Source organism: Allobosea sp. 67-29, assembly GCF_001898115.1.
Taxonomy (GTDB): Bacteria; Pseudomonadota; Alphaproteobacteria; order Rhizobiales; family Beijerinckiaceae; genus Allobosea.
In genome coordinates this window covers 182,694-208,099 of sequence record NZ_MKSQ01000026.1, presented here as the reverse complement: position 1 = coordinate 208,099, position 25,406 = coordinate 182,694, and the positions used below count along the sequence as shown (strand labels likewise).

General features: G+C 68.6%; 28 protein-coding genes. 10 read left to right on the top strand and 18 right to left on the bottom strand.

Annotated elements, in window-relative coordinates; translation table 11 throughout:
- From BGO20_RS20085 to tsaD, 4 genes are read right to left on the bottom strand one after another with little or no spacing between them, the layout of a single operon-like run.
- Nucleotides 1–411, bottom strand: coding sequence for an EVE domain-containing protein (locus BGO20_RS20085; protein WP_291659245.1), 411 nt, complete (start codon nucleotides 409–411; stop codon nucleotides 1–3).
- Complete coding sequence (locus tag BGO20_RS20080; protein WP_291659244.1) at nucleotides 411–737, bottom strand: hypothetical protein; 327 nt, start codon at nucleotides 735–737, stop codon at nucleotides 411–413. The genes BGO20_RS20085 and BGO20_RS20080 overlap by 1 nt, the downstream gene beginning before the upstream one ends.
- Before the next feature lie 12 nt (nucleotides 738–749).
- Complete coding sequence (locus tag BGO20_RS20075) at nucleotides 750–1,745, bottom strand: NAD(P)H-dependent glycerol-3-phosphate dehydrogenase (protein ID WP_291659243.1); 996 nt, start codon at nucleotides 1,743–1,745, stop codon at nucleotides 750–752.
- Nucleotides 1,742–2,797, bottom strand: a complete 1,056-nt coding sequence (gene tsaD / locus BGO20_RS20070; RefSeq protein ID WP_291659242.1) for a tRNA (adenosine(37)-N6)-threonylcarbamoyltransferase complex transferase subunit TsaD — start codon at nucleotides 2,795–2,797, stop codon at nucleotides 1,742–1,744. The genes BGO20_RS20075 and tsaD overlap by 4 nt, the downstream gene beginning before the upstream one ends.
- Before the next feature lie 269 nt (nucleotides 2,798–3,066).
- Between tsaD and BGO20_RS20065 the strand changes: the two genes are divergently transcribed.
- From BGO20_RS20065 to rpoH, 4 genes are all read left to right on the top strand, one after another.
- Nucleotides 3,067–4,929, top strand: coding sequence for a uroporphyrinogen-III synthase (locus BGO20_RS20065; RefSeq protein ID WP_291659241.1), 1,863 nt, complete (start codon nucleotides 3,067–3,069; stop codon nucleotides 4,927–4,929).
- A 19-nt stretch (nucleotides 4,930–4,948) separates the two neighbouring features.
- Complete coding sequence (locus BGO20_RS20060) at nucleotides 4,949–6,631, top strand: heme biosynthesis protein HemY (RefSeq protein ID WP_299858672.1); 1,683 nt, start codon at nucleotides 4,949–4,951, stop codon at nucleotides 6,629–6,631.
- A 97-nt stretch (nucleotides 6,632–6,728) separates the two neighbouring features.
- A complete protein-coding gene (locus BGO20_RS20055) occupies nucleotides 6,729–7,757 on the top strand; it encodes an RluA family pseudouridine synthase (RefSeq protein WP_291659239.1) in 1,029 nt (342 codons plus the stop codon).
- Between the two features lie 218 nt (nucleotides 7,758–7,975).
- Nucleotides 7,976–8,872: an RNA polymerase sigma factor RpoH gene (gene rpoH / locus BGO20_RS20050; RefSeq protein WP_291659238.1), complete on the top strand. Its 897-nt coding sequence runs from the start codon at nucleotides 7,976–7,978 to the stop codon at nucleotides 8,870–8,872.
- Nucleotides 8,873–8,930: 58 nt separating this feature from the next.
- Here the strand turns inward: rpoH and BGO20_RS20045 are convergent, their stop codons facing one another.
- Entirely contained in the window at nucleotides 8,931–9,968 is a 1,038-nt protein-coding gene (locus tag BGO20_RS20045; RefSeq protein ID WP_291659237.1) for a DUF2125 domain-containing protein, read from the bottom strand.
- 221 nt (nucleotides 9,969–10,189) lie between these two features.
- Between BGO20_RS20045 and BGO20_RS20040 the strand changes: the two genes are divergently transcribed.
- Nucleotides 10,190–10,759 carry a gamma-glutamylcyclotransferase gene (locus tag BGO20_RS20040; protein WP_291659236.1) on the top strand — a complete coding sequence of 190 codons (570 nt, stop codon included), beginning with the start codon at nucleotides 10,190–10,192 and terminating at the stop codon, nucleotides 10,757–10,759.
- Here the strand turns inward: BGO20_RS20040 and BGO20_RS20035 are convergent, their stop codons facing one another.
- From BGO20_RS20035 to ftsE, 5 genes are all read right to left on the bottom strand, one after another.
- On the bottom strand, nucleotides 10,760–11,173 hold the full coding sequence (locus BGO20_RS20035) for a hypothetical protein (RefSeq protein ID WP_291659235.1): 414 nt from the start codon (nucleotides 11,171–11,173) through the stop codon (nucleotides 10,760–10,762).
- 85 nt (nucleotides 11,174–11,258) lie between these two features.
- A complete protein-coding gene (locus tag BGO20_RS20030; protein ID WP_291659234.1) occupies nucleotides 11,259–12,029 on the bottom strand; it encodes a lysophospholipid acyltransferase family protein in 771 nt (256 codons plus the stop codon).
- Nucleotides 12,030–12,076: 47 nt separating this feature from the next.
- Nucleotides 12,077–12,871, bottom strand: coding sequence for a YdcF family protein (locus tag BGO20_RS20025; RefSeq protein ID WP_291659233.1), 795 nt, complete (start codon nucleotides 12,869–12,871; stop codon nucleotides 12,077–12,079).
- A gap of 70 nt (nucleotides 12,872–12,941) precedes the next feature.
- Nucleotides 12,942–13,907: a cell division protein FtsX gene (locus BGO20_RS20020; protein ID WP_291659232.1), complete on the bottom strand. Its 966-nt coding sequence runs from the start codon at nucleotides 13,905–13,907 to the stop codon at nucleotides 12,942–12,944.
- A complete protein-coding gene (ftsE, locus tag BGO20_RS20015; RefSeq protein ID WP_440143155.1) occupies nucleotides 13,894–14,517 on the bottom strand; it encodes a cell division ATP-binding protein FtsE in 624 nt (207 codons plus the stop codon). Before ftsE ends, BGO20_RS20020 begins: the two co-directional genes overlap by 14 nt.
- 309 nt (nucleotides 14,518–14,826) lie before the next feature.
- Between ftsE and BGO20_RS20010 the strand changes: the two genes are divergently transcribed.
- From BGO20_RS20010 to BGO20_RS20000, 3 genes are all read left to right on the top strand, one after another.
- On the top strand, nucleotides 14,827–15,645 hold the full coding sequence (locus BGO20_RS20010) for a zinc-ribbon domain-containing protein (protein ID WP_291659230.1): 819 nt from the start codon (nucleotides 14,827–14,829) through the stop codon (nucleotides 15,643–15,645).
- A 130-nt stretch (nucleotides 15,646–15,775) separates the two neighbouring features.
- A complete protein-coding gene (gene hpt / locus BGO20_RS20005; RefSeq protein ID WP_291659229.1) occupies nucleotides 15,776–16,333 on the top strand; it encodes a hypoxanthine phosphoribosyltransferase in 558 nt (185 codons plus the stop codon).
- A gap of 9 nt (nucleotides 16,334–16,342) precedes the next feature.
- Nucleotides 16,343–16,717, top strand: coding sequence for a response regulator (locus BGO20_RS20000; RefSeq protein ID WP_291659228.1), 375 nt, complete (start codon nucleotides 16,343–16,345; stop codon nucleotides 16,715–16,717).
- A 4-nt stretch (nucleotides 16,718–16,721) separates the two neighbouring features.
- Here BGO20_RS20000 and BGO20_RS19995 read toward each other — a convergent pair whose 3' ends face one another.
- The 3 genes from BGO20_RS19995 to BGO20_RS19985 form a co-directional block, all read right to left on the bottom strand.
- Complete coding sequence (locus BGO20_RS19995) at nucleotides 16,722–17,228, bottom strand: TspO/MBR family protein (RefSeq protein ID WP_291659227.1); 507 nt, start codon at nucleotides 17,226–17,228, stop codon at nucleotides 16,722–16,724.
- 149 nt (nucleotides 17,229–17,377) lie between these two features.
- Nucleotides 17,378–17,641, bottom strand: coding sequence for a hypothetical protein (locus BGO20_RS19990; protein ID WP_291659226.1), 264 nt, complete (start codon nucleotides 17,639–17,641; stop codon nucleotides 17,378–17,380).
- 166 nt (nucleotides 17,642–17,807) lie between these two features.
- Nucleotides 17,808–18,119: a hypothetical protein gene (locus BGO20_RS19985; protein ID WP_291659225.1), complete on the bottom strand. Its 312-nt coding sequence runs from the start codon at nucleotides 18,117–18,119 to the stop codon at nucleotides 17,808–17,810.
- A 151-nt stretch (nucleotides 18,120–18,270) separates the two neighbouring features.
- On the opposite strand from BGO20_RS19985, the gene BGO20_RS19980 reads away from it, so the two are divergent.
- A complete protein-coding gene (locus BGO20_RS19980; protein ID WP_291659224.1) occupies nucleotides 18,271–19,026 on the top strand; it encodes an aspartate/glutamate racemase family protein in 756 nt (251 codons plus the stop codon).
- On the opposite strand, the gene BGO20_RS19975 is transcribed toward BGO20_RS19980, so the two are convergent.
- A complete protein-coding gene (locus tag BGO20_RS19975) occupies nucleotides 19,016–19,951 on the bottom strand; it encodes an NAD(P)-dependent oxidoreductase (protein ID WP_362890808.1) in 936 nt (311 codons plus the stop codon). The two genes, BGO20_RS19980 and BGO20_RS19975, sit on opposite strands and share 11 nt — an antisense overlap.
- Before the next feature lie 77 nt (nucleotides 19,952–20,028).
- Here BGO20_RS19975 and BGO20_RS19970 point away from each other — a divergent pair, with 77 nt between their 5' ends.
- Nucleotides 20,029–21,087 (top strand): LacI family DNA-binding transcriptional regulator, encoded by a 1,059-nt coding sequence (locus BGO20_RS19970; protein ID WP_291659222.1) that lies wholly within the window; start codon nucleotides 20,029–20,031, stop codon nucleotides 21,085–21,087.
- Between the two features lie 4 nt (nucleotides 21,088–21,091).
- Here BGO20_RS19970 and BGO20_RS19965 read toward each other — a convergent pair whose 3' ends face one another.
- From BGO20_RS19965 to BGO20_RS19950, 4 genes are all read right to left on the bottom strand, one after another.
- A complete protein-coding gene (locus BGO20_RS19965) occupies nucleotides 21,092–21,997 on the bottom strand; it encodes an NAD(P)-dependent oxidoreductase (RefSeq protein WP_291659221.1) in 906 nt (301 codons plus the stop codon).
- Nucleotides 21,998–22,133: 136 nt separating this feature from the next.
- The gene (locus BGO20_RS19960) at nucleotides 22,134–23,036 is read right to left on the bottom strand and encodes a carbohydrate ABC transporter permease (protein ID WP_291659220.1); all 903 of its coding nucleotides are present in this window, start codon (nucleotides 23,034–23,036) and stop codon (nucleotides 22,134–22,136) included.
- The gene (locus tag BGO20_RS19955) at nucleotides 23,029–23,985 is read right to left on the bottom strand and encodes a carbohydrate ABC transporter permease (RefSeq protein ID WP_291659219.1); all 957 of its coding nucleotides are present in this window, start codon (nucleotides 23,983–23,985) and stop codon (nucleotides 23,029–23,031) included. The genes BGO20_RS19960 and BGO20_RS19955 overlap by 8 nt, the downstream gene beginning before the upstream one ends.
- A gap of 67 nt (nucleotides 23,986–24,052) precedes the next feature.
- Nucleotides 24,053–25,357 (bottom strand): ABC transporter substrate-binding protein, encoded by a 1,305-nt coding sequence (locus BGO20_RS19950; protein WP_291659218.1) that lies wholly within the window; start codon nucleotides 25,355–25,357, stop codon nucleotides 24,053–24,055.
- Between the last annotated feature and the right edge of the window lie 49 nt (nucleotides 25,358–25,406).

Below are 25,406 nucleotides of genomic sequence, written 5' to 3'. Positions count from 1 at the left end.
TCAGAGCCCGCCCATCTTGCAGACCATGTCCCATTCCTCATCCGTCACCGGCTGCACCGAGAGGCGGAAGGAGGTGACGAGCGACATCTTGGCGAGCTTCGGCTCGGCCTTGACGGCGGCAAGGGAAACGGGCTTCGGCAAGGGCTTCAGAGCCTTGAAATCGACCAGCACCCAGGGCGGGCCGGCGGCCTCCCATGGATAGGCCTCGCGGATGACCTCGACGATCCCGACGACTTCGAGCCCCTCGTTGGAGTGGTAGAAGAAGACCTGCTCGCCCTGCTTCATCGCCATGAGGTTCAGCTTGGCGGTGTGGTTCTTCACCCCGTCCCAATGCGTGCCCTTGGCGCCAGCCTTGACCTGGTCCTCCCAGGACCAGACCGAGGGTTCCGATTTGATCAGCCAGTGAGCCATCAGGCCTCGTCCTCCTTCAGCGGCATGGGCGGCCTAGAAGCCGCCTCGCCCTGTTCGTTCCAGAAACGCACCATCTCGCGCGTCAGCGCGGCGTAGTCCTTCGGGTCGAGCTCGACGCGGACCTCGCCCTCGCCGAAGGGCAGGATGAGAACGAAGCGATGCGTGCCCTCGGCCCGGCGCTTGCGATGCTGGATCACCGGGCTCGCGATACGGCCGGCCAGCGGGACGGGGCCGCTCTCGGCGACGAGCTCGGAACCGGTCGTCTTCTTCACTTCGGCGATGCCGCGCGCGATGCGCTTGCCGAGGTCGTTGAGCTCTCCCGCCATCACCTTCCTCCGTCATTCCGCCTTGAGCGGCCGGGCCAGCAATGCCGCAACCGCCTCGCGCACGCCGATGCGCCCGGCGATGACCGCCGCGACGGCGGCCGCGATCGGCATCTCGATGCCTTCGGCCTGCGCCATGCGGGCGAGAATCGGCGCGGTGAAGGCGCCTTCCGCCAGCTTGCCGCCGGCGGCTTCGGCCGGGCTCATGCCCTGGCCCAAGGCCAGACCATAGGCAAAATTGCGCGATTGCGGCGAGGCGCAGCTCAACACCACGTCGCCGAGGCCGGACAGCCCCATCAAGGTCTCCGGATCGGCGCCGTGGGCCTCGCCGAAGCGGCGCAGCTCGGCGAAGCCGCGGGCGACCAGCGCTGCCCGCGCACTCTCGCCGAAGCCGAGCCCGATCGTGATGCCGGCGGCGATGGCGAGCACGTTCTTGGCCGCGCCGCCGATCTCGACGCCACGAGGGTCGCCGGAATGGTAGATCCGGAATGCGGGCGAGCTCAGCGCCTCCGCCAGGGCTTGCGCGAGCCGCGCATCGGCGGCGGCGAGCGTCACGGCCGTGGGCAGGCCGCGGCCGATATCGGCGGCGAAGCTCGGGCCGGAGAGGATCGCGCTCGGCGCCGCCGGCCAGGAGGCGGCGATGATCTGCGTCGGGAACAGGCCGCTCGCCTGCTCGATGCCCTTGGCCGCGGAGATCACCGGCAGGCCGGCCGGCAGGATTGCAGCCATCGCGGTGCAGGCTTCGCGCAGGCTCTGGGTCGGCACGGCGACGATCAGGGCGTCGCAGGCCTCCAGATCGGCCAGCGCGTCTGTGGCCCGGATCGGTTCGGGCAATTCGATCCCGGGCAGGCGCGGCGCCTGCCGGGTTCGGCGGATTGCCTCGACCGTCGCGGCGTCGCGCGCCCACAACCGCACGTCACGGCCGGCACGGCTGGCTGCAAGCGCCAGCGCCGCGCCATAGGCGCCGGCGCCGACGACGCCGATCGCCCCGAACCTCGGGCTTCGGCTCATGCGACGGACGCGGGCTTGGACGTCAGCTCGTCCAGCGGCCAGCGCGGGCGGGCCGCGACCCGCATGTCGTCGAGCAGGCCGAGCCGGAGCCGCTCCAGCCCGGCCCAGGCGATCATGGCGCCGTTGTCGCCGCAGAGCGCGAGCGGCGGGGCGATCATCGGCAGGCCCGCCTCGGTGGCGAGGCGCGCCAGCCCGCTGCGGATGGACTGGTTGGCGGCGACGCCGCCGGCGACGACCAGCGCCGACGGGACGATGCCGGCGTCCCGGCAGGCGCGCAGCCCCGCGCGGGTGCGGTCGACCATGACGTCGACGACAGCGGCCTGGAAGGAGGCGCAGAGATCGGCGACATCGTTGTCGGAGAGCGGCGCGATGCGCTCGGCGACGAGGCGTACCGCGGTTTTCAGGCCCGACAGCGAAAAGTCGGGGTTCGCGCGCCCCTGCATCGGCCGGGGAAAGTCGAAGCGCTCGGGATCGCCCTTGGCAGCCTCGCGCTCGACCGAGGGGCCGCCGGGATAGGGCAGGGCGAGCATCTTGGCGATCTTGTCGAAGGCTTCGCCGACCGCGTCGTCGATGGTGCCGCCGAGCTTCAGGTAGTCGCCAACGCCGCGTACGGCCAGCAACTGCGTGTGGCCGCCCGAGACCAGAAGCAGCAGATAGGGGAAGGCGACGTCGTCGGTGAGGCGCGCGGTCAGCGCATGGGCCTCCAGATGGTTGACGGCGATGAACGGCTTGCCGGTGGCGAGCGCGATCGCCTTGCCGGCGGTCAGCCCGACCATGACGCCGCCGACGAGACCGGGGCCGGCTGCGGCGGCGACGGCGTCGATGTCGCCAGGTTTCAGGCCGGCATGGGCGAAGGCCCGCTCGACGATCCGGTCGATCGCCTCGACATGGGCGCGCGCCGCGATCTCGGGGACGACCCCGCCATAGGCGGCGTGGGCGGCGATCTGGCTGAGGATCTCGTTCGACAGGATCTTCGTCTCGCCGGAGCGTTCGACGGAGACGATCGCGGCTGCCGTTTCGTCGCAGGTCGTCTCTATGCCAAGAACGCGCATGATCGGTCGACTTGTCCCGCGATACGGAGGATCAGGTGATGAGTCTTGCAGGCGGCGGTGTCCCGACGGCAATTCCTTCGTATAGTGCGTGCGACGGTCGAAGGCCAAGAGCAAAGCAGCTGGCCGGAAGAACGTTGCCGCGGAATGCGGACAGGAAGGGAGAAGGGATGGCCGGCATCATCGTTCCGCCTCAATGCGAAACGATCGCGGGAACCGGGGCCATGTCCGGCTCGTCCCGTGATCGGTTACCGTCCCGTCAGGAGCTGTGAATGCGCGTCTTCGTCTTTCGACCTCGCCCCGATGCCGAACGGACGGCGCAAGCCATCGCGGCTCACGGCTTCGAGCCACTGGTCGCGCCGCTGTTCGAAGTGGTCAGGTTGCCCGGAGCGGCCCCGGAAGGGGATTTCGCAGCCATTGTTCTGACCAGCGGCAACGCCGTCCCCATGCTGGCCGAGGGGCCTGCAGGCTGGCGGGACCTGCCGGTCTTCACCGTGGGCGCCCGGACGGCCGCCAAGGTTCGCGAGGCGGGGCTGGACGACGCGCGCAGCGCCGATGGCGACCGCAACGACCTGATCGCACTGATCGAACGGACATTGCCCGCACCCTCGGGATTGCTGATGATCGCGGCGCGCGACCGCAAGGAGGATGTGCCGCAGCGGCTTCGGGAAGCCGGCTACGAGGTCGCGCTCTGGGAGGCCTACGAGGCTCAGGCCGTCTCGACCTTGCCGGAAGATGCGCAGGCCGCGCTGCGGCATGGCCGGGCCGATGCGGCGCTGCATTACTCGGCGCGTGGCGCGCGGACCTTTCTCAGTCTGGCACAGGCCGCCGGCGTCGAAGAGGCGGCGCTGGAGCTGACCCATGTCACCTTGTCGGCCGATGTCGCCGCGCCGCTGATCTCGGCCGGTGCCAGCACGGTGCTCGTCGCCGAGCATCCGGAAGAGGCGGGGATGCTGGCGGCGCTGGAGCAGGTCTCGCAGCGCATGCCGCCCGGCGACGCGGCACCGCGCGGCAGCCTCAAGCGAACGCCGCCGACGATCGAATTGAAGGCCGAAGCGCAGCCCCAAGTCGCCGATATGCCCGCTGCCGATGCACCCGACGCCGTTGCGACTGCACCTTCGCCCGAAGCCGTGGCGCCGACCGAGGCGCTGCCGCAGGAGTTCTCGCCGCCTCCGGCCGAGCCGCCGCCTCCGGCGACCGCCCCTGCCGGCGGCAGCGCGATGTCGTGGCCGGCATTGGCCGCTGCCGGCGTGATCGGCGGTGTCGTCGGCGCTGGCCTGATGTTCTATGCGTCCCGATCGGCGGGCCCGGCGGTCAGCGCCGCGCAGCTTGCCGATCTGGGCGGCCGGATCGACACTTTGCAGGCCGCGATCGCAGGCGTCGACCGCAGGGCAGGCTCCGCCAACGAGGCCGCAGCGAAGGCGACTTCGGAGCTGCAGGCGCTTGCGGGACGGGTCGGTGCGCTCGCGAAGGCGCCCGCGGCCGACACCGGCGCGGTGGCCGAGCAGTTGCAGCGGGCCGAGGCCGCGCTGGCGTCGTCGGGGGAGCGCTTCGACAAGCTCGCGGCGCGCGTCGCGGCCGTGGAGACCCAGGCCAAGGCCGCCGCCGCCCCCAGCCCGGAAGGGCAGGCGGCTGCGCGGATCGTGCTCGCTGAACGGATCCAGAAGGCGCTCTCGGGCGGACGTCCTTTCGCAGGCGACGTCGCCGCGCTCGAGAAGGGCGGCGCGGCGGCTGCCGATACCGCGGCGCTGTCGGCGGTGGCCGCGAGCGGCGCTGCGACGCGCGAGACCCTGCTCGCCGATTTCCGCAGGCATGCCGCGATGTTCCAGCGCGAAGTGACGCCGCAGTCGAACAGCTGGACGGAGAAGCTCTGGGGCCTCGCGAGCCGCATCGTCACGGTCCGCCCGCTGGGCGACAACGGTTCGAACGATCCGGCGACGCTGCCGCTCAGGCTCGAAAGCGCGATCGCGGCGGGCGATATGCCGAAAGCGGCGGCGTTGTGGGCCCAGTTGCCTGAGCCGGCGCGCCGTGCCAGTGCGGCGTTCGGCGCCGCGCTGCAGAAGCGCGCGGCGGCGGATGCGGCCATTGCCAAAATCGCGCAGGATGCGGTTGCGGCGCTAGGCACGGCGGGCTGACGGAGGCTAGAAAAAGTCCATGGTTCGCGTTCTCGTCTATCTCGCCGTCTTTGCCTGCCTCGCCTTCGGCGCGGTCTGGCTCGCCGATCGGCCCGGCGAAATCTCGGTGATCTGGCAAGGCTACCGCATCGATACCAGCGTCGCGATCGGCGCGATCGGCGTGGTGGTGCTGGCTTTCCTGGTGCTGCTGGTCTGGGCGGTGATCCGCTTCGTCTTCGGCCTGCCGTCCGCCTTCAGCCTGTCGTCGCGAGCGCGCAGGCGGGCGAGAGGCTTCGAGGCGGTTTCGCGCGGCATGGTGGCGATCGGCGCCGGCGATCCCATCGCGGCCGGGCGCTATACCGGCGAGGCCCGTCGTTTCGTGCCGAACGAGCCGCTGACGCTGCTGCTCGAGGCGCAGACGGCGCAGCTGACAGGCAACCGGGCTCAGGCCGAGGCAGCCTTCAAGGCGATGCTCGACCGCTCGGAGACGCGCGTGCTCGGCCTGCGCGGCCTGTTCGTCGAGGCCAAGCGGCGTGGCGACATGCCGGCGGCGCGGGCCTTCGCCGACGATGCGGTGAGGCGCTCGCCTTCGCTCGCCTGGGCCAACGACGCGCTGCTCGATTTCCATACCAATGCCGGCGACTGGCAGGCGGCCCGCACCGCCGTGGAGCGCCGGGCTGCCTTGCGCCTGGCCGACAAGGCGGAGGCGCGCCGCCAGCGCGCGGTTCTCCTCGCCGCCGAGGCGCTGGAGGCGCGCGACAGGGAGCCGGAACGGGCGCTCGCGGCGGCGCTGGAAGCCGTCAAGCTCGCCCCGGGGCTGACGCCGGCGGCGGCTCTTGCCGGGCGGATGCTTTCGGAGCGCGGCGATGTCCGCAAGGCGTCGAAGCTGCTCGAAACCGCCTGGCGCGAGGCGCCGCATCCGGATGTCGCGTCCGCCTATCTCGACGTGCGCCCCGGTGACAGCGCATTCGATCGGTTGAACAGAGCCCAGACCTTGTCGAAGCTGCGCCCGGCCGACCCCGAGAGCGTGCTCGCGCTGGCGGGGGCTGCGATCCAGGCACGCGAATTCCAGAAGGCACGCGAGACGTTGAAGCCACTGCTAGCCGGCGGTCCCTCGGTCCGAGCCTGCCTGCTGATGGCGGAGCTGGAAGAGGCCGAGCACGGAGCGGCCGGCAAGGTGCGCGAATGGCTGGCGCGGGCGACGCGCGCGCCGCATGATGCGGCGTGGGGGGCCGACGGGCTCGTTTCCGATCATTGGATGCCGGTCTCGCCGATCACGGGCCGGCTCGACGCCTTCGTCTGGACGGTGCCGCCGGCGACCCTCGGCAGCCCGCCGCAGGCGCTCGACGACGTGCTCGCCGATCTCGACGATTCGACCAAGCTGATCGAGGTGAAACCGGAGAGCGTCACGCTATCCGAGCCGGCCGCGACGGCTGCATCGAACGAGGAACCAAAGCCGGAGCCGCCGCCCGCGCCGCCGGCGTCGAAGCCCGCCGGGGAGCCGATGGCTTCAGCCGAGACGAAGCCGTCCGATCCGGAGGTGAGCCCTGCAAGGCCGGCTCCGGCCGGCGAAGCTGGCGCCGGCCCTGCCGCGGCGCCCGTGCGCGAAGCGGCACCGCCCAAGCCCGTGATCTTTCCGGTCTCGCATGCGCCGGACGACCCCGGCCCCGATGAGGAGCAGCCGCCGGAGCCGAAGAAGAGCGGCTTTCGCCTGTTCAGCTAAGTCTGTTTCACCTTGCCCGCCGGGGACGGCCCCGGCGGTTTGACCGCGGGCGAGGAAAAGGCGTGCGATTGCGCGGCTCGCCGCGTATAGCGGCGCAATGACAGCCATTTCCGATCCAGATGCCAGCGTCACCCTGACGGTCGGCGCCGACCAGGCCGGCCAGCGCCTCGACAAGGCGCTGGCGCTGCTGGCCGGCGAGATCTCGCGCGCGCGCCTCCAGCAGGTCATCAAGGAGGGGGGAGTCCGGCTCAACGGCGCCATCGCCAGCGACGGCAGCCGGAAGGTGGTCGAGGGCGACGAGATCGCTCTCGTCATGCCTGCGGCCAAGCCCGCCGATCCGGTGGGGCAGGACATTCCGCTCGACGTCGTCTACGAGGACGAGCACCTGATCGTCATCGACAAGCCTGCAGGGCTCGTCGTCCATCCGGCCGGGGGCCACGAGGACGGCACGCTCGTCAACGCGCTGATCGCCCATTGCGGCGAGAGCCTCTCCGGTATCGGCGGCGTGCGGCGGCCCGGCATCGTGCACCGGCTGGACAAGGACACCAGCGGCCTCCTGGTCGTCGCCAAGAACGACCGCGCCCACCAGAAGCTCGCCAAGCAGTTTGCCGACCATGGCCGCACCGGCCCGCTGCAACGGGCCTATCTTGCGCTCGTCTGGGGCGCCCCGCGCCTGCGCGAGGGCACGATCGATGCGCCGCTCGAGCGCTCGAACCGCAATCGCGAGAAGATGACGGTGGTGAAGGAGGGGCGCGGGCGCGAGGCCATCACCCATATCGAGCTGATCGAGCGCTATCCGCCGCTGCTGAAGGGGCTGGACGAGACCGACGCATTGGCCAGCCTGATCGAATGCCGGCTGGAGACCGGGCGCACCCATCAGATCCGCGTCCATATGAGCCATATCGGCCATCCGCTGCTGGGCGACCAGCTCTACGGGTCCGGCTTCGCCACGAAGGCTGTGCGCTTGCCGGACGAGGCGCGCGAGGCGCTGGCGGCGCTGGGCCGGCAGGCGCTGCATGCGGCCGTGCTGGGTTTTGCCCATCCGGCGACGGGGGAAGAGATGCTGTTCGAGTCGACGCCGCCGGCTGATTTTGCAGAATTGCAAGCAGCGCTCGCGCGCCTGTGAGCGAATCTGGCTGCGCTGCCACCTTTCCGCCAGAGTGAGTTCGCATATACTGGGGTTATCGGATGCGGATGGCCAAGGGGGCGCCGCACGCGACCGATCCAGCCGAACTCCTGTCCGGTTTCTGCGTTGGATCAATTCGCATTGTCCGAAACCTGCGCGAAGGTTGATCGCGCGGTGGGCCTGCCGCCCGGCGGGGGCCTGAAGGAGGAGACACGCGCATGGCGAGTGCTTCGCTGCCTGTCCTGTCCGCTGAAGGCGGACTCTCACGTTATCTCGATGAAATCCGCAAGTTCCCGATGCTGGAACCGAGCGAGGAATACATGCTGGCCAAGCGCTGGCGCGAGCATGGCGACCGCGACGCGGCGCACAAGCTCGTCACCTCGCATCTGCGCCTCGTCGCCAAGATCGCGATGGGCTATCGCGGCTATGGCCTGCCGATCGGCGAAGTCGTATCGGAAGGCAATGTCGGCCTGATGCAGGCTGTGAAGCGCTTCGAGCCGGACAAGGGCTTCCGGCTCGCGACCTATGCGATGTGGTGGATCAAGGCCTCGATCCAGGAATACATCCTGCGTTCCTGGTCGCTGGTGAAGATGGGCACCACGGCCAATCAGAAGAAGTTGTTCTTCAACCTGCGCAAGGCCAAGAGCAAGATCTCGGCGCTGGGCGAAGGTGACCTGCGTCCCGACCAGGTCAAGCAGATCGCCACCAAGCTCGGCGTCAACGAGCAGGATGTCGTCGACATGAACCGCCGGCTCGGCGGCGACGCCTCGCTGAACACGCCGCTGCGCGAGGACGGCGAGGGCGAATGGCAGGATTGGCTGGTCGACGATTCCGACAGCCAGGAAAGCCGGCTCGCCGAGTCCGAGGAGAGCAGCAACCGGCATACGGCGCTGCGCGAGGCGCTCGACGTCCTCAACCCGCGCGAGCGCCGCATCTTCGAGGCGCGTCGCCTTGCCGAGGATCCGATCACGCTCGAGCAGCTTTCCGAGGAGTTCGGAGTTTCGCGCGAGCGTGTCCGCCAGATCGAGGTGCGCGCCTTCGAGAAGGTGCAGGAGGCGGTGAAGAAGGCGATCACCCGCATCGAGGCGCCCGCCGCCGCGCTGCCGGCGGCCTGAGCCCGGCCCTCGTCGCATGTCTGAAGGGGCGCTTCGGCGCCCCTTTTTCGTGGTGATCTCAATACAGCGGCAGCAACGGCTTCAACGGAAGGCGGATCGGGCCGAGGAAGACGCGGCCTTCCCGCAGTGAGACCGGCGGCAGCGGCGTCAGGCCTGGCGGAGCGGAGGTGCTGGCGCGGCCGCCGAGCAGCCCGCCGAGACCGCCGAGCAGGTTGCCGACGCGGATGCCGCCGATCTGATCGATGCCGGCGGCGGCCAGTTGCAGATCGCCGCCGACTTGATGGGTCGGATCGAGCCGCAATTGGCCGCTGCCGTCGATGCGCGCGGCGCCCTTGGTCGCGGACAGGCGCGTGAGATCGAGAACGCCGTTGCCGCTACGCCAGGCTTCCAGTGCGTCCGGATTGAAGCCCTGGCGGAAGGCATCCGCCTGCGTCAGAGTCGCCTGCAGGTCGATGGTGCCGGCGTCGGTCGTGCCCAGCAATGCGTCGATCGCCGGCAGGACGGTGCCCGTCGCGGATAGTGCGAGATCGACCGCCTGGTCGGCGGCCGGGTGATCGGGGTTGCGGCGCAGATGCGCCTCGAGCGCTGCGGCGCGCCAGGTCTCGGGAGGTTGCTCGGGCGTGGTCAGCGTGGCGCTCGGCTCCGCCGCCACCAGGGCGAAGCGTTGCGGATCGCGCCAGGCAAGGCTGGCATCGAGCTGCTTCCAGCTCAGGTCGAGGCGGCGGCCTTCCGGCAGGGTGACCCGCGCCGGGCTGCGGGCCTCGAAGATCACCAGACCCGGCGAATAGATCTGCCCCACGGCGAGCGCGGGGCCGGTCTCGACGCGCACGGCCTCGCCCCAGCGCGTCGAGGTGAGCGCCAGCGAATCGCAGCGCACCTCGATACGGAAGGGAAAGCCGCCGACCGAGCGGTTGTTGCAGGTCCAGGTCCGCCCACGCCCAGCCTCGCGGGCCAGGGCCTTGTCGATCTCGGCAACGGTCCGGCCATGAGCATAAAACCAGAAGCCCGACCATGCAGCCGCCAGGATCGCCAGCAGGGTCACGGGGCCGTAGAGCCAGAAGCGGCTGCGGCGGGGCGTCGGTGCGGTGTCGGTCATGCAGCAGGCGTTCCTTGCGCAGGTGGACGGCTCGACGGGACGCCGGTGGCGGTGGTCCGTCGCTTGGTTTGCGGCATCGGATTCTGCGAAAAGAAGATTCCCCTTTTCGCGTGGATGCCTTAGCTCGCAAAGAGGGCGGGCGCCAGCATGTGCGCTCCCGCGGAGAGTCGAACATCCCCGCAGCATGAAGCAGGGCTGCGCGGCCAAATTATGAGACTGCGATGAGCAACGGGGACAAAGCGGCGGATCTCTGGGTGTTCGGCTACGGATCGCTGATCTGGCGCCCCGGCTTCGCCTTCGAGGAAAGCGTCGCCGCACGCCTCCACGGCTATCACCGCTCGCTCTGCGTGTTCTCCCACGTCCATCGCGGCACTCCCGAGCGGCCGGGCCTCGTCCTCGGGCTCGATCGTGGCGGCGTCTGCCGGGGATTGGCCTTCCGGGTCGCGGCCAGCCAGGCGGAGGAAACCGTGGCCTATCTGCGGGCGCGCGAGCAGGCGACATCAGTCTATCTCGAACGCCATGTCTCGCTGCGACTCGACGATCGCCGGCAGGTTCGCGGACTGGTCTATGTCGCCGACCGCAAGCATCTGCAATATGCCGGCAAGCTGCCGCCGGCGGAGCTCCTGAAACTTGTCCGGCAGGGAAGGGGCCAATCCGGAGAAAACCCGGATTACGTGCTCCAGACCCATGAGCACTTGCGCAAGATGGGAGTCTACGACCCGGTCCTGGCTGCGTTGGCGCAGGAACTGGCGCCTGGCCTGCGCGCGACGCACCCCCCGCTCAGGGGCTGATCAGTCGACTGTTTCGGCCTGCGGCATCAGGTCGAGCAGCGCAGCACGGCGGCTGGCGCCATCCTCCGCGAGAAGGTGCACGTGAATCTCCGTCGCGCCGGCTTCGGTCACGGAGCGCTGCCAGCGCCCCAGCGCGGCCTCGATGCCGAACGGTCCGGAATCGCGCGCGGCCAGGATCCGGCGGTCTGCGGAGACGGCAAGCAGGACTGCGTCGGTAAAGCTCAAGGCATGAGGATCATCGCTGGGGAAGACCGAGGCCACGTAACGCCGGCCCGAGCGACCGCGCCAGGCGGTGAAACGACGTTCGCCGAGCGATGCGGTGCTCCGCAACGGCATTTCGCGCGCGGCACGCTCCGGCGCGGGCGCCGGCTCGTCAAACAGATCCGGGGTGAAGCGATAGGCGAGGGCAGCCATATCCGTTCCTCCTGCAATAAGGAACAAAATGGGAACATGACGGGGATAAGTCAACCGTCGTCAGCCGCCGCATGGCGGGCTGCTGTCAGGACTTGTCAGGATGGGCGAGCGGGTCGAGGCCTTGGGCAGCGAGTTCGGCCCGGCCCTGCGCCAGAAGGCGGTCGCAAGCGGTCTCGATCCGCTGCTGCAATTCGTGCTGGAAGCTGGTCTTGTCAAGGCCAGGCAGGATCGGCGGCAGGATCTCGAGCCGGATCGTGCCCGGGCGTCGCAGAAACTGCCGGCGGGGCCAGTACAGGCCGGAATTCAGGGCGACGGGCAGGCAGGGGACCTGGAGTTCGGCGTAGAGATGCGCCACGCCGAACTTGTAGGCCGGAGGCGCACCCGGCGGGCGGCGCGTGCCTTCCGGGAAGATCAGGAGCTGGCGGCCCTTCTGGCCGAGCTCGACGGTGGCGCGCCGGGTGACGTCCTTCAGGGCCCGCGCGCGGGCCCCCCGGTCGACCGGGATCATCCTGAGCTTGGCGAGGCACCAGCCGAAAAGCGGGATCCGCATCAGCTCCCGCTTCAGGATGAAGACCGGATCCGGGAACAGCGTGAAGAGCGTGAAAGTCTCCCAGAAGGACTGGTGCTTGGCCGCGACCATCAGCCCGCCGGCCGGGATGTTCTCGCGGCCGATCACCTCGTAGCGGGTGCCGGCGACGACCCGCATCAGCCAGAGCGAGCTGCGCGCCCAGCCCGCGGCGACGTGCCGCAGCGCAGCCTGCGGCAGCAGCAGCGCCGGCAGCGCCACGAAGATCAGCCAGAAGACGAGATTGGCATAGAACAGGACGTTGAAGGCGAGCGAGCGCAGGACGAGCATGCGACCGCAATGAAGCCGTGCATCGCGGCGGTCAAGCGCTATGCCGTTCAGCCTTCACGGGAGGGGCCGCCGCGCAGATGCGAGCGTCGCTCGGCTTCCGGGCCGATAAGCTCGGCCGGCTTCGGTGAAACCGGCTTCCGCCCGCCAATGATGACCGACAGATGCGAGCTTTCCGGGTCGTCCTCGACGAGGCTGCGCAGCCGGGCGACCAGATATTTGATATATTCCGGAACGAGCACCTTGACGGTGGCCCAGCGGTGCCACCAGCCCGAGGTATCGAGTTGGTCCGTGACGACGGGATGGGCGACGAAGCGGACACCCGGCATGGCGTGTCCGAACTCGGCCAGCGTCCGCGGCATGTGATAGTTCGAGGTCACGACCAGCAGCGAGCGGAAGCCGTGCTGGCGCGCCCAGCGGCGGGTCTCGATCGCATTGCCGATGGTGTTGCGGGCCCGGTAGTCGAGGTCCACGCAGCAGCCCAGCAGATCGCGGGAGGCGGGGTTGAGCCGGGCGAGTTCCTCGCGGCTGGTCTTCTCGTTGACGCCGCTGATGAGAAGCCGCGCGCCGCGCTCGGCGCCGAGGAGGCCGATCGCGTCGCCGACGCGCTGCGAGCCGCCGGTCACGACGACGATGGCGTCGGTTCGCGGGGTCACGGCCGGCTCGCGCGCCTCAATGCCCGCGGCGAAACGGGCATAGCCGCACGCGAACAGAACCGTCGCGACTCCGGCCGCGGCGATGCCGGCCAGCGCCAGGACGCGCCGCCGCGAAATCCGGCCGCGCCGAACCGAAGAGCCCGCCGTGCCGGCTGTGAGATGGTCGTTGCCGCTGCCGATCATGGCCATGACACGCCAACCGTATCCGGCCAATCGGGCATAACGGCGGCAGGCCGCCGGCAGCGGGCGTGTCGTCCCGTCATGCCAGCATCCTCAGGTAATGACGCACCGTGAAACGCGAGACCAGCCCCGCGATGGCTGCAACGACGATCGCGACGAGCACCACGGCGGCATAGCCGGTCCAGCCGATCTCGAAGGCGCCGAACAGCGCCTGCAGCTGCTCCGCCTCGGGTGCCGTCGACCAGAGCGAGGAGACGAGGCCGAGCAGGGCGATGGCCACGATCGCGGCGAGACCGCCGAACGCGCCGCCGCGCAGCCCGAGCCGGATGAAGCGGCTCTGAAATTCACGGGCGATGAAATCGTCGTCCGCACCGACGAAATGCAGCACTTCGACGCTTTCGCGGCTGCCGGCCATGGCGCCGCGCGTGGCGAAGGCGACCGCCAGTGCCGCCGCCGTCAGGACCAGCAGCACGATGACGAAGCCGGAAACGATGATCGTGCTCGCCATGGCCGAAAGCCGCCTGAGCCAGAGCCGATGATCGTCGAGGATCGCCGTCGGCACATCGTTGCGCAAGGCCGGGCCGAAGCGGGCGACATCCGGCGAAGCGCCCGGCTTGAGCTTCAGGACGATCAGCCGCGGCACCGGAAGCTCGACAAGGTCCAGCCCCGTTCCGAGCCAGGGTTCGAGCAGCTTGTCCGACTCGGCCTTGGGCACGGCGCGGACGCTCTCGATGCCGTCGAGAGCCCGTGCCATTGCCACCGCCCTGGCGACATCCTCGTCGAGGTTGCGGTGCGAGTCCGGGCGGATCTGGATGGTCATCTCGTCGGAAACCGCGCCGCGCCACTGGTCTGAGGCCCGCGCGGCGAGCACGGCCGCCCCCGCGCTCAGCGCCGCGAGGAAGGTGAGGATCGCGATCACGGCCATCAGCGCGCGGCCGGCCACCGTATCGACCGGCACCAGCGGCTGGTCACGCCGGAGATTGACCGGCAGCGGCTTTTCCCTCTGCGGCTCGTGATCGTGCTCGATCGCCTCAGGCATCGACATGCAGGTGCCCGTCGGCGAGGACGAGACGCGGCGCGTCGTAGATGTCCATCAGGTTGAGGTCGTGGGTGGCGATGATGACGGCGGTTCCGAGCTGCTGCAGCTCCATGAACAGACGCAGAAGCCGACGGCCGAGCCCGGGGTCGACATTGCCGGTCGGTTCGTCGGCTAGCAGCAGCTCCGGCCGGCCGATCAGGGCGCGGGCGATGGCGGCGCGCTGCTTTTCGCCGCCGGAGAGCACGGCGGGTACGGCGTGCATGCGCTCGCCGAGACCGACCCAGCGTAGCAATTCGACGACTTCGGCGCGATAGCCGGCCTCTTCCTTGCCGAGCACGCGTAGCGGCAGTGCGACGTTCTCGTAGACGGTGAGATGGTCGAGCAGGCGGAAATCCTGGAAGACGACGCCCATGCGGCGGCGGAAGGTCGTCAGCGTCGATCCGTCGAGCCTGGAGACATCCTGCCCGAACAGGTTGACGAGGCCGCGCGTCGGCTTCAGCGCCATCAGGATGAGGCGCATCAGCGTCGTCTTTCCGGCGCCGGAAGGGCCGGTCAGATACTGGAACGAGCGCGGCTCGATACTGAAGTTGATGTCCTTCAGCACCTCCGGGCCCATGCCATATCGCAGGCCGACATTCTCGAAGCGGACCAACTCGTCTTCCTCATCCCACGCGCCGCGGTTCGCTTGAGCGCGAATCCGCGCGCCGACGCCGCAGCGTAGGCGGCGACAGTGCCGCGGGCTGCGTGGCGGCGATGATGCCCCCAGAATTCTTCACGCGGCGTTAACCATAAACGACGTCAATGACGATGGTCGCTTCGACTTGCCGATGCCGGGCGTCGGCCCCGCTTGCCGGCAGCGGGGCGACCGGGAAAGAGTTCGGCGTTCGCCCGCGATCGAAGCCACGATGGGAACCGCACCTTCGCCATGCTGATCGTCTGTCCCTCCTGCGCCAGTCAGTATGAACTCGACGCGGCCAAACTGGGGCCGGAAGGGCGCAAGGTGCGATGCGCCCAATGCAAGACGCTCTGGCATGTCGATGCGGCAAGCGCGATGCCGGAAGCGCCGAGCCCGGAGGAGACGCAGGCCTTGCTCGCCGAGGAGCTCGAGCGTGCGGCCGCGATCGACGCCGAGATCACGGCGGTTGCCGCAGAGGCGGATACGTCGATCGCGGCGGCGGACGCCGAGCCCGAGCCCGCCCCCGCGGTGGCGGCGCCGGAGAAGCGAAGCGGGCGCGGACGAGCCGCGCGCGCAGGCAAGCGGCAGACCGGCAAGACCGGATTCGCAATGCCCGGCGGTGCTGCCTTGCCTGCCGCTGCAGCGCTGGCCGGCATCGCGATGCTCGGCGGGCTTGCCTGGCAGCGCAACATCGTGGTTCGGGTGGCTCCCCAGCTCGCAGGCGTGTTCGAACGCCTCGGCCTGCCCGTCAATATCCGCGGGCTCAGCCTCACCGCCGTCGAAAGCGGCCTGATCGAGGATGGGCCGAGCCGTTTCCTCGTCGTCGAGGGCGACGTAACCAACATCACGAAGGCCAAGACGCAGGTGCCGCCGATCCAGGTCTCGGTGAAGGACGAGGCCGGGCAGACCCTCTACAGCTGGACCACGGAACCGCCCCGCAACGTGCTGGAGCCGGCCGAGCTGATTCGTTTCCGGGCGCGGCTCGCCTCGCCGCCGGAGAAGGGACGTACCGTGCAGGTGCGCTTTGTTTCTGCCGCTCCCGCTACCAATATCGCGAGCACGCATTAGCTTGGGACGAGGCGCGAGCGGAGCGTTTTGCCCCGGGGCCGTCGTGCGATATCAACCCGTCGCAGGGGCTCACGGCGCGGCGGCTCGCGCCGGGCCGCTGCGGCCAGCTGATTACAGAAGCGGAGTCATCATGCCGGAACGGCGGATCAGGGTTCTTTACGACGAGGCTGCGATCGCGCAGCGCAACGAGGCGATCGCGCAGGCGGTGGCCGCCAGCCAGCCGAAGGATCTGCTCGTCGTCGCCGTCCTCAAGGGCAGCTTCATGTTCGCCGCGGACCTGATCCGGGCCATGCATCGCGTCGGCCTGGCGCCGCAGGTCGAGTTCATCCACTTGTCGAGCTACCGGACCGGAACGGTCTCCACCGGCCAGGTCGAGATCCTGCGCGACGTGCAGAGCGAAGTGCGCGATCGCGACGTGCTGCTGATCGACGACATTCTCGAATCGGGGCGCACGCTGGCTTTCGCCAAGGACCTGCTGGCTGCGCGGGGAGCCCGGTCGGTGTCGACGGCCGTGCTGCTCGAGAAGCCCGGCAAGCGAGCCGTCAACATCAAGGCCGATCATGTCGGCTTCGAATGCCCCGACTATTTCGTGGTCGGCTACGGCATGGATGTTGCCCATTCCTACAGGCAGCTGCCTTTCGTCGGCGTCGTCGAGACCGAGGATCAGGCCGGGCTGCCGGGTATCTGAGGAACTGCCATGTCGCGCATTCTGGTCGTCGACGACGAAGAGCCCCTGCGCCTGCTGGTGGCGCGTGGCCTCGGAATGGACGGCCACGCCTGTGTCACGGCGGCGGATGGAGCGGAAGCGCTCGATATCCTTGTCGCCGAGGCCGGGCGTTTCGACCTGCTGCTGACCGATATCCGCATGCCGCTGATGGACGGGATCGCGCTGGCGCTTGCCGCGAAGCAGCAATTCCCCGATCTCACCATCATGCTGATGACCGGCTATGCCGAGCAGCGCGAGCGGGCCAAGAGCCTCGAAGCGATCGTGGCGGAGGTCATGAGCAAGCCCTTCACCATCGCCGAGCTGCGCGCCACCGTGATGAAGGTGATCGAACGTTCGATCGGCTGAGCGGTCAGCGGTTCAGCCACCAGATCGAGGCGTTGAGCGCGGTCGCAAAGCCGACCCAGGCGAGATATGGCCAGAGCAGATTGGCGGACAGCCGGTCGAGCGGCCTGAACGCGGCGATGGTCGCAAGGATCAGGACGATCAGCGGCAGGATGACCGCGAGCCCGGCGGCCGGGCTGTTGGCGCCGAAGAAGGCGAAGGACCAGCCGACATTCAGCAGAAGCTGCAGGTGGTAGACCACGAGGGCGCGGCGCCGCCCGGGCGTGCCGACCGGGACCCGCAGAACCCGGAAGACCGCCAATGCCATCATCGCGAACAGCGCCGTCCAGACGGGGGCGAAAATCCAGTTGGGCGGATTGAAGGACGGCTTGGCCAGAGCCGCGTACCAGCCGGCGATCTGCGGCACGGTCACCGCGCTGCCCAGCAGCGAGGCCGCGACGACGGGAAGGATGGCGACGGGCAATGCGGCCCATAGCGGCGGGCGCTGGTGGGAGAAACCCGGAAGCGTTGTCATCCGTCGAAGATGAGGTCGGTCCGATCGGCCGGCAAGGCGGGCGGGCATGCGCTGCGCTGCCGACGGCATGACGGTTCGTCATGGAACCTTGCCGATCGCGGAGGCAAAGAAGGCCTAGCGTCCCGATATCGCAGGCCGCGACGGTGCGGTCATCCCTGGCCGGTTTCGCCTTGCGTCTCCTTCAGCCCGTGCCTGACCGCGAGCGTCATGATCTGGCGCGCCACCGCCTCGGGAAGCGCGGCATCGAGCCTCAGCCGCAACCGACCGGGATCGCAGCGCCTGGCGGACAGCTCGAAATCCGTGCCGCCGCCCGGCGCGCGCCGGCGCCAGCCCCGCGAGATCAGCCGCGAATCCAGCCGCTTGCCGAACGCCTCGAGTTCGAGGTCGAGACCGGCTTCGTCCAAAGCATCCATCTGCTCACTGCCTGCCAAATCCGGATGATCATCCTTGAGATGGCGTGGCCACTTAAGGAAGGGCTTCTTCAACCGCTCAAATCCGAGGGATGGCCGGGCTCTTCCACAGGTCCGCGTCCGCCTCCCGCTGCCTTCGGTTCCACGCCGACCGCGGCTTCGTCAGCCATCATGGCCTGCGGGCAAGGCGCAGCCTCAAGGCAGCCCATTTCTCCGTGGACCAGATCGTGAAGCGAGCGACCGGTCGACGCAGAAACGGGACGTCGCCGGCGAGCAGGAGGAGGCCTACCGGCAGCATCCAGAGACCGAGGCCGGGAAGGATGGCGAAGACGCCGCCGAGCACCAGCAGCAGTCCGGCAGGCCACCGAACCCAGACCGAGCGTGGATGGCGCAACCAGCGCAGGCCAGCCCCGAGCCAGGCCGGAACCTCTTGCTCGAGGCGCCGAAACGCCAGCCGGAGTTCGTGTTTGCCGTGCGTCATCCGTTTCCTTTGTCTTCCCGGCAGCGTCGGGCCGCAGCGACACCGCGACAGAGCATCTTGCGCTGTGGTGCGGGCTGGTCCATGCCAGCCGCAAGACAACGCCAGCAACTCAGGCCTCGCACACATTCTTGGCGAAGATCGGGACGTTTCCATGCGCCTTCTCGTCATCAATCCCAACACGATGCCGGAGATGACCGCGCTCGTCCTGCGGGCGATCCGGCCGCATCTGCCGGCCGCGACGCTGCTGCCGGTCACCGGCCGCTTCGGAGCCCACTACATCGCCAGCCGGAGTGCCGGCGTCGTTGCCGCGCATGCCGCACTGGAGGCCTTCGCGGAACATGGGGCGGGTTGCGACGGCGTCTATCTCGCCTGCTTCGGCGATCCGGGGCTGCTCGCACTGAAGGAACTGTCCCATGTGCCGGTCGTCGGAATGGCGGAGGCTAGCAGCCGGCTGGCGGCCCGCCAGGCGCAGCGTTTCTCGATCGTGACCGGCGGCGAGCGCTGGGGACCGATGCTGAGGGAGTTCCTCGGTTCGCTCGGCTTGGGCGACCGGCTCGCCGCCGTGGAGACGGTGGCGCCGACCGGCGCCGATATCGCGCGCGATCCCGACGGGGCGATCGCGCTTCTGGCGGAAGCCTGCAACCGGACGGCGGCACGGGACGGGGCAGGTGCCGTCATCCTCGGCGGCGCGGGGCTTGCCGGCCTGGCTGCCCGCGTCCAGCCCCATGTCTCCGTGCCGGTGATCTGCTCGGCCGAGGCAGGTGCGAGAATGCTGATCGAGGCGCTGCGTCTGCCTTCGGCGAAGCCCGCGAGCGGCGATCTCGCCTTGCCGGCACCGGTCGGCAGCATCGGCCTGTCGAGCCGGCTATCCAGCCTTCTCGCGCACCCTGGAGAGCTCAGTCCTTGAGCGAGACGCCGTTGAGCCCGGCGATCCAGTCGGAGATCATCGGCACGTAATCCTGCCCTTTGCCGCTGGCGACGGCTGTGGCGTAAGTGTTCTTCACGGCATTTCCGATCGGGTTGGCGACGCCGGCTGCGTTGGCGACGCCCTCCAGATAGCGCACGTCCTTGAGCGCATTGACCAGGGTGAATTTGTGCGCGTCGCGGTCCCGCTCCAGCACGTATTTCATGAAGGTCTGGTAGAAGCCGCAATCCATGCGGCTGCCGCGGATGACGCTGTCGAAGGTCTGCGGCGTGATGCCGATCTTCTGGCCGAGCGTCAGCGCCTCGGCATAGATCGCCGCATAGCCCATCGACAGGAAGTTGTTGATCAGCTTCATCTTGTGGCCGTCGCCGACGGGGCCGAGATGGACGATCTTCTGGGCCCAGGCCTCGCAGGCCGGCTTGATCCGTGCGTAGACCTCGGGCGAGGCTCCGATCATGGCGGAGAGCTGGCCCTGGGCCGCCTGCGCCGGCGTGCCGCCGAGCGGAGCGTCCGCCAGATGCAGCCCCCTGGCCTCGAGCTCGGCAGCCAGCCGGACGGTGACGGTCGGGTCCGAGGTCGAGCAATCGACGACGATCGTGCCGGGCTCGGCCCCGGCGATGATGCCGTTCTCGCCCTTGAGAACTGCCTCGACCTGCGCCGAGCCGGTCACGCACAGGAAGATGATCGCCGAGCGGCGCGCCAGCTCCGCCGGAGTCCCTGCCTCGACGGCACCGGCTGCGACCAGTTCCTCGACCGGCTTGCGGTTGCGATGCCCCATCACCGTCAGCGGGAAGCCCTTGGCGAGGAGATTGGCGGCCATGCCCTGGCCCATCAGCCCGACGCCGATGAAGCCGATTGCCTCCTTGGTTGTGCTCATTTTCATATTCTCCTGCTTGTCTGTATGAATATGCGAAGGGGAGAGATGTCTTCGAAACGAATGATCCGGGACCTCATGCCGACGCCTGCCCGCGACAGGGACCAGAGATGACCGCCGACAGCCCGCTCCCGGCCGGACCTGCGAGCGCCGCCGGCCGCAGCCGCGTCACCCTCCAGATCATTGCGGACCATCTGTCGGTCTCGACCGCGACGGTCTCCCTTGCCCTGCGGGACTCGCCGCTCGTGGCGGAGGCGACGCGCAGCCGCGTACGCGAGATCGCGCGCGAGATGGGCTACAGCTACAATCGCAGCGCCGCCGCCCTGCGCACCGACCGCACAAACATCATCGGCGTCGGCTTTCACGATATCACCAACCCGTATTTCGCCGAGCTGCTGGCGGCGATCGAGGAGACGACCGCATCCTTCGGGCGCTCGATCCTGCTCGGCACCTATGCCGAGGACCTGAAAAGGCAGGAGCGCGTGCTCGACTCGCTGGCGGAGTACCGGCCCGACGGCATGATCCTCTGCCCCGCCGGCGGCAGCACGGCCGAAAGCCTGAGGCGCTTCGTCGATGCCGGGGTCCCCATCGTCCAGCTTTCGCGCGAGATTCCGGGCCTCGGTCTCGATTTCGTCGGCGCCGACGATCGTCACGGCATTCTCCAGGCGATGGAACACCTGATCGGCCTCGGTCACCGGCGGATCGCGTTCCTCTGCGCCAACGAGGGCATTTCCACCGGGCGCAACCGCTACCACGCCTATCGCGAGGGCCTGGCGGCCCACGGCCTGCCGATCGATACGGCGCTGATCTACTTCGCCTACGGGACGCGCGAGAACGGGCTCAAGGGCATCCAGCAGGTGCTCGACGCGGCCGAGCCGCCGACGGCCGCGATCTGCATGAACGACCTCGCCGCCTTCGGCGCCATGCTCGGGCTGCGTCATCGCGGGCGGGAGGCTGGCGTCGATTTCTCCATCGTCGGTTGCGACGACGTCAAGGAGGCCGCGCAATGGTTCCCGGCTCTGACCACGATCCACAACTTCCAGAATCAGATGGGCGCGAAGTCGGCGGAATTCCTGCTCCAGCGCATCGCCGACCCGTCCGCGCCCCAGAAGCGCCTGCTGCTGACGCCCGAGCTCGTGCTCCGCGGGACGACCTGCCCGCCCCGTTGAGCCTTCAGGCATCGTTCGCCGGCTTGGCGTTGAGGGCGCGATAGGCCCGGACCACCTGCGAATCGTCGCGCCCGCCATGGCCCAGCCCCGAGGCGGCGAGAAACATCTGATGCGCCGCAGCCGCCAGCGGCAGTGCGGTCTTCGCGGCGCGCCCGGCATCGAGCACGATGCCGAGATCCTTGACGAAGATGTCGACGGCGCTGGCCACGACCGGGTCCGGCTCATGCATGCGCGGGCCGCGATCCCTGAGCATCCAGGAAGAGGCGGCCGAGCCGCCCATGATTTCGAAGAGCAGGCGGCCGTCGATGCCGGCCTTCTCGGCCAGCGACAGGGCCTCGGCCGCCACCGCGATGTGGACGCCGCAAAGCAGCTGGTTGACGGTCTTCACCGTGGCGCCCTGTCCCGGTTTCTCGCCGACGTGGAAGACCTTGTCGCCGAGCGCGTCGAGCACCGGCCTGGCGCGTGCGAAACTTGCGGCAGGCGCGCCGACCATGATCGTCAGGGTGCCGCTGCGCGCGCCGTTGACGCCGCCGGAGACCGGCGCATCGATGAACTGCCGTCCGGTCTGCGTGACTTCGGCCGCGATCGCCTCGGCCTCGCCCGGCGGGCAGGTCGCCATCAGGATCACCGTCGCGCCCGGCGCGAGCGCCGCGAGCGCGCCGGCCTCGAACAGCACGGCGCGGGCCTGCGCCGCATTGACCACCATGAGTAATAGCGCCTCGGCTCCCGCCGCCGCTTCCTTCGCGCTCGCAGCAGCATGTCCGCCCGCAGCAACGAGCGCCTCACGCGCCGCCTCGCGCATGTCGAAGCCGGTGACGCGGAACTGCTTCTTCACGAGGTTCTCGGCCATCGGCGCGCCCATGGCGCCGAGCCCGACGAAGGCGATGGTGGAAATCGGGGCGTCAGCCATATGCCGGCAACTTTCGCGAGCTGGAGCAATCGCGCGACGGGCCTGGCTTCGCCAGCGCGCGAGGCGGTCGAAAACGGAACGAACCCAGTTGAGCGCGGATGGGCGGCGCCGGACAAGCGCCGCCGGCGCATCGGCCTTATTCCTTCACCGCACCCGTCAGCGACGCGACATAGTAGTCGACGAAGAAGGAGTAGAGGATCGCGACCGGGATCGAGCCCAGCAGCGCGCCCGCCATCAGCGAGCCCCAGTGATAGACGTCGCCCTCGACGAGCTGGGTCAGCACCGCGACCGGGACCGTCTTCTTCTCAGCCGACTGGATGAACGCGAGCGCATAGATGAACTCGTTCCAGGACAGGGTGAAGGCGAAGATGCCGGCCGAGATCAGCCCGGGCATGGCGAGCGGCAGGGTGATGCGCCTGAGTGTCTGGAGCCGCGTCGCCCCGTCGATCATGGCGCACTCCTCGAGCTCGTAGGGAATCGACTTGAAATAGCCGATCAGGAGCCAGGTGCAGAACGGGATCAGGAAGGTCGGGTAGGTCAGGATCAGGGCCAGCGGCGAGTCGAACAGGCCGAGCTGGAAGATCAGCGTCGCCAGCGGGATGAACAGGATGGAGGGCGGCACCAGATAGGCGAGGTAGATCGCCAGGCCGACATATTGCGAGCCCTTGAACTTGAGGCGCTGGATCGCATAGGCGGCCAGCACGCTGGCGAACAGCGACAGCACCGTGGCGACCGCCGCGACCATCATCGTGGTCCACAGCCACTGCGGGTAGTCGGTCTCGAACAGCAGCTTGTTGATGTTCTCCAGCGTCGGCGACTTCACCCAGAACGGGTTGTTGTTCTTGTAGTCGAGCAATTCCCCATTCGGTTTGATGGCGGTGATCGCCATCCAGTAGAACGGGAACAGCAGCACGAAGACGAAGATCGACAGCGGCAGGTAGAGCGTCAGGAAGCGGCGCGGACCGGACGACCAGTCGATGACGCCGTCGCGCTCCTTGTCCTTGAGCTGCGGCCGGGCGGCGAGGGTCTGGTCAGTCATTGTCTTCCCCCTGCTGCCATTTGCGACGGGCGAGGCCGAAATAGCTGAACAGCGTCGCCATCACGAGGAACGGGATCATCGCCACGGCGATCGCCGCGCCCTCGCCGAGCTGCCCGCCGGGGATGCCGCGCTGGAAGGCGAGCGTCGCCATCAGATGGGTGGCGTTGACCGGGCCGCCGCGGGTGATGGCATAGACGAGCTGGAAGTCGGTGAAGGTGAACAGCACCGAGAAGGTCAGCACCACCGCCAGGATCGGCATCAGCATCGGCAGCGTCACATGCCGGAAGCGCTGCCAGGCATTGGCGCCGTCGAGCATCGCAGCCTCATAGAGCGAGGGTGAGATCGTCTGCAGGCCGGCAAGCAGGCTGATCGCGACGAAGGGGATGCCGCGCCAGATGTTGGCTGCGATCAGCGACCAGCGCGCCGCCCAGGGCTGGCCCAGGAAGTCGATATAGGTGTCGCGCCAGCCGAGCACGTCGACCAGCACGTAGGAGATGATCGAGAACTGCGGGTCGTAGATCCACCAGAAGGCGATGGCCGAGAGCACCGTCGGCACGATCCACGGGACCAGGATGATCGCCCGCAGCAGCGACTTGAACGGCAGATGGTTATTGAGCAGCAGCGCCAGCCACAGGCCGAGCGCGAACTTCCCCGCCGTCGCCGCGGCCGTGTAGAGCAGCGTGTTCCAGACCGAGGTGATGAACACCCGATCGTACCAGAGCGACTCGAAGTTCTCGAGGCCGATGAAATGCCCGACCCGGCCGATACGCGTATCGGTGAAGGCGAGCCAGATCCCCAGGCCCAGCGGATAGCTGAGGAAGATCAGCAGGAAGGCTGCTGCGGGCAGCAGGCACACAAAGATCAGGAACGGCTTATGGTCGAACAGGCGCACCAGCCAGCTTTGCTGCGGGCTGTGGACGGTTCGCGATTCGGCGGCAGCAACGGCCATGGCGCCCTCGCGTTGGGGTCGGCTGTCGGTGGCCGCCGGGCAAGCCGGCGGCCATGTGGAGTCCGGATCAGGTCCGGTAGTAGCGCTTGGCGCGGCGCTCGGCTTCCTTGGCCGCTTCCTCCGCCGTCGCCTGGCCGGAGCAGACGGAGGCGACCATCTGGACCACGACATATTCGGCGTTCACGGTGCCGGCGGCCTCGTTGATCGAGCCCTTGTACCCGCTCCAGAGCGCCCGCTCCCAGGTATCGCGATAGATCGTGATCTTGGGATCGCTGGACCAGACCTTGCTGTCGGCATAGCCCTTCAGGGGCTGTGTCCAGTAGCCGGAACTCGCGGTCAGCCACTTGTCGTAGTTCTCCCGCTCCATCATGAAGCGCAGATAGGCCTTGGCGGCGTTCGGGAACTTGGTGTGCTTGAAGATCATGGCGTTGATGATCAGCGCCGGCTCCGAGGGCCGCCCGAGCGGGCCGATCGGCATGGTGGAATGGTTCAGGTCCTTGCCGATCGCCGCGATCTTCTCGTCCTTCGAGTTCTTGATCGAGAAGTAGAGCGAGACGCCGTTCTGCGTGACGCCGATCTCGCCCGCCGTCAGCGCCTTGTTGTTGCTGATGTCGAGCCAGGAGAGCGTGCCGGGGATGAAGGTCTCGTAGAGCGCCTTGCCGTATTTGAGCGCCTCGATCGTCTCCTTGGAGTTGATCGCGACCTTGTTGTTCTCGTCGACCATGTAGCCGCCATGGGTCCAGACGAGCCAGTTGCAGAAGGAGTTGCCGTCGCCCACCGCGTTGCCGAGCGCGAAGCCGGCGGGGTGGCCGTTCTCCTTGAGCTTGCGGCAGAGCTTCAGGAAGCCGTCGAGATCCTTCGGGAAGGTGTCGAAGCCGGCCTCCTTGACCCAGGACTCGCGGTAGACTGCAGGTCCGCCCGAGGCACCCATCGGGATCGAGACCCACTGGTTGGTCTTGTCCTTCTTGCCGTATTTCTCGGCGATCGGGTACCAGCCGCCGCCCTTCTTGCCGAGATCCTCGGCCAGCTCCGTCAGATCGATGAGCTTGTCCGAGAAGATGTGCGGATCGTCCGCCCATCCGACGACGACGTCGGGGCCCGCACCGGTATTGGCCGTCACCGCCGTCTGCGGGCGAAGATCTTCCCAGCCCGCATAGTCGACCTTGACCTGGACGCCGGTCGCCTTGGTGAATGCTTCCGTGTTCTCGTCGAAGACCTTCTGGTCGAGGTCGACGAACTTCGTCGGGCGCAGCACGCGCAGCGTCGCGCCCTTCTCGATATTGGCCTGCGCGAAGGCGGAGCCGAGGGGCAGGCCTGCGCCGGCGGCAAGCCCTGCGCCGCCGATCAGTACATCGCGTCTCGAAATACCCATGATCGTGATCTCCTCCGTAAAAGCTGCGCGGGCCTGCATCGGACCCCCG

What these genes read in the sequence shown, in the direction of transcription:
- BGO20_RS20010 (WP_291659230.1), top strand. Translation starts at nt 14,827, where the DNA reads ATGCTGATCGTCTGTCCCTCCTGCGCCAGTCAGTATGAACTCGACGCG.
- rpoH (WP_291659238.1), top strand. Translation starts at nt 7,976, where the DNA reads ATGGCGAGTGCTTCGCTGCCTGTCCTGTCCGCTGAAGGCGGACTCTCA.
- BGO20_RS20040 (WP_291659236.1), top strand. Translation starts at nt 10,190, where the DNA reads ATGAGCAACGGGGACAAAGCGGCGGATCTCTGGGTGTTCGGCTACGGA.
- BGO20_RS19995 (WP_291659227.1), bottom strand. Translation starts at nt 17,228, where the DNA reads ATGACAACGCTTCCGGGTTTCTCCCACCAGCGCCCGCCGCTATGGGCC.
- BGO20_RS19970 (WP_291659222.1), top strand. Translation starts at nt 20,029, where the DNA reads ATGACCGCCGACAGCCCGCTCCCGGCCGGACCTGCGAGCGCCGCCGGC.
- BGO20_RS19950 (WP_291659218.1), bottom strand. Translation starts at nt 25,357, where the DNA reads ATGGGTATTTCGAGACGCGATGTACTGATCGGCGGCGCAGGGCTTGCC.
- BGO20_RS20035 (WP_291659235.1), bottom strand. Translation starts at nt 11,173, where the DNA reads ATGGCTGCCCTCGCCTATCGCTTCACCCCGGATCTGTTTGACGAGCCG.
- hpt (WP_291659229.1), top strand. Translation starts at nt 15,776, where the DNA reads ATGCCGGAACGGCGGATCAGGGTTCTTTACGACGAGGCTGCGATCGCG.
- BGO20_RS20075 (WP_291659243.1), bottom strand. Translation starts at nt 1,745, where the DNA reads ATGAGCCGAAGCCCGAGGTTCGGGGCGATCGGCGTCGTCGGCGCCGGC.
- ftsE (WP_440143155.1), bottom strand. Translation starts at nt 14,517, where the DNA reads ATGGGCCCGGAGGTGCTGAAGGACATCAACTTCAGTATCGAGCCGCGC.
- BGO20_RS20025 (WP_291659233.1), bottom strand. Translation starts at nt 12,871, where the DNA reads ATGGCCATGATCGGCAGCGGCAACGACCATCTCACAGCCGGCACGGCG.
- BGO20_RS19990 (WP_291659226.1), bottom strand. Translation starts at nt 17,641, where the DNA reads ATGGATGCTTTGGACGAAGCCGGTCTCGACCTCGAACTCGAGGCGTTC.
- BGO20_RS19985 (WP_291659225.1), bottom strand. Translation starts at nt 18,119, where the DNA reads ATGACGCACGGCAAACACGAACTCCGGCTGGCGTTTCGGCGCCTCGAG.
- BGO20_RS20020 (WP_291659232.1), bottom strand. Translation starts at nt 13,907, where the DNA reads ATGTCGATGCCTGAGGCGATCGAGCACGATCACGAGCCGCAGAGGGAA.
- BGO20_RS20000 (WP_291659228.1), top strand. Translation starts at nt 16,343, where the DNA reads ATGTCGCGCATTCTGGTCGTCGACGACGAAGAGCCCCTGCGCCTGCTG.
- BGO20_RS20085 (WP_291659245.1), bottom strand. Translation starts at nt 411, where the DNA reads ATGGCTCACTGGCTGATCAAATCGGAACCCTCGGTCTGGTCCTGGGAG.
- BGO20_RS20030 (WP_291659234.1), bottom strand. Translation starts at nt 12,029, where the DNA reads ATGCTCGTCCTGCGCTCGCTCGCCTTCAACGTCCTGTTCTATGCCAAT.
- BGO20_RS20055 (WP_291659239.1), top strand. Translation starts at nt 6,729, where the DNA reads ATGACAGCCATTTCCGATCCAGATGCCAGCGTCACCCTGACGGTCGGC.
- BGO20_RS19960 (WP_291659220.1), bottom strand. Translation starts at nt 23,036, where the DNA reads ATGACTGACCAGACCCTCGCCGCCCGGCCGCAGCTCAAGGACAAGGAG.
- BGO20_RS19980 (WP_291659224.1), top strand. Translation starts at nt 18,271, where the DNA reads ATGCGCCTTCTCGTCATCAATCCCAACACGATGCCGGAGATGACCGCG.
- tsaD (WP_291659242.1), bottom strand. Translation starts at nt 2,797, where the DNA reads ATGCGCGTTCTTGGCATAGAGACGACCTGCGACGAAACGGCAGCCGCG.
- BGO20_RS19955 (WP_291659219.1), bottom strand. Translation starts at nt 23,985, where the DNA reads ATGGCCGTTGCTGCCGCCGAATCGCGAACCGTCCACAGCCCGCAGCAA.
- BGO20_RS19965 (WP_291659221.1), bottom strand. Translation starts at nt 21,997, where the DNA reads ATGGCTGACGCCCCGATTTCCACCATCGCCTTCGTCGGGCTCGGCGCC.
- BGO20_RS20080 (WP_291659244.1), bottom strand. Translation starts at nt 737, where the DNA reads ATGGCGGGAGAGCTCAACGACCTCGGCAAGCGCATCGCGCGCGGCATC.
- BGO20_RS20065 (WP_291659241.1), top strand. Translation starts at nt 3,067, where the DNA reads ATGCGCGTCTTCGTCTTTCGACCTCGCCCCGATGCCGAACGGACGGCG.
- BGO20_RS20060 (WP_299858672.1), top strand. Translation starts at nt 4,949, where the DNA reads ATGGTTCGCGTTCTCGTCTATCTCGCCGTCTTTGCCTGCCTCGCCTTC.
- BGO20_RS20045 (WP_291659237.1), bottom strand. Translation starts at nt 9,968, where the DNA reads ATGACCGACACCGCACCGACGCCCCGCCGCAGCCGCTTCTGGCTCTAC.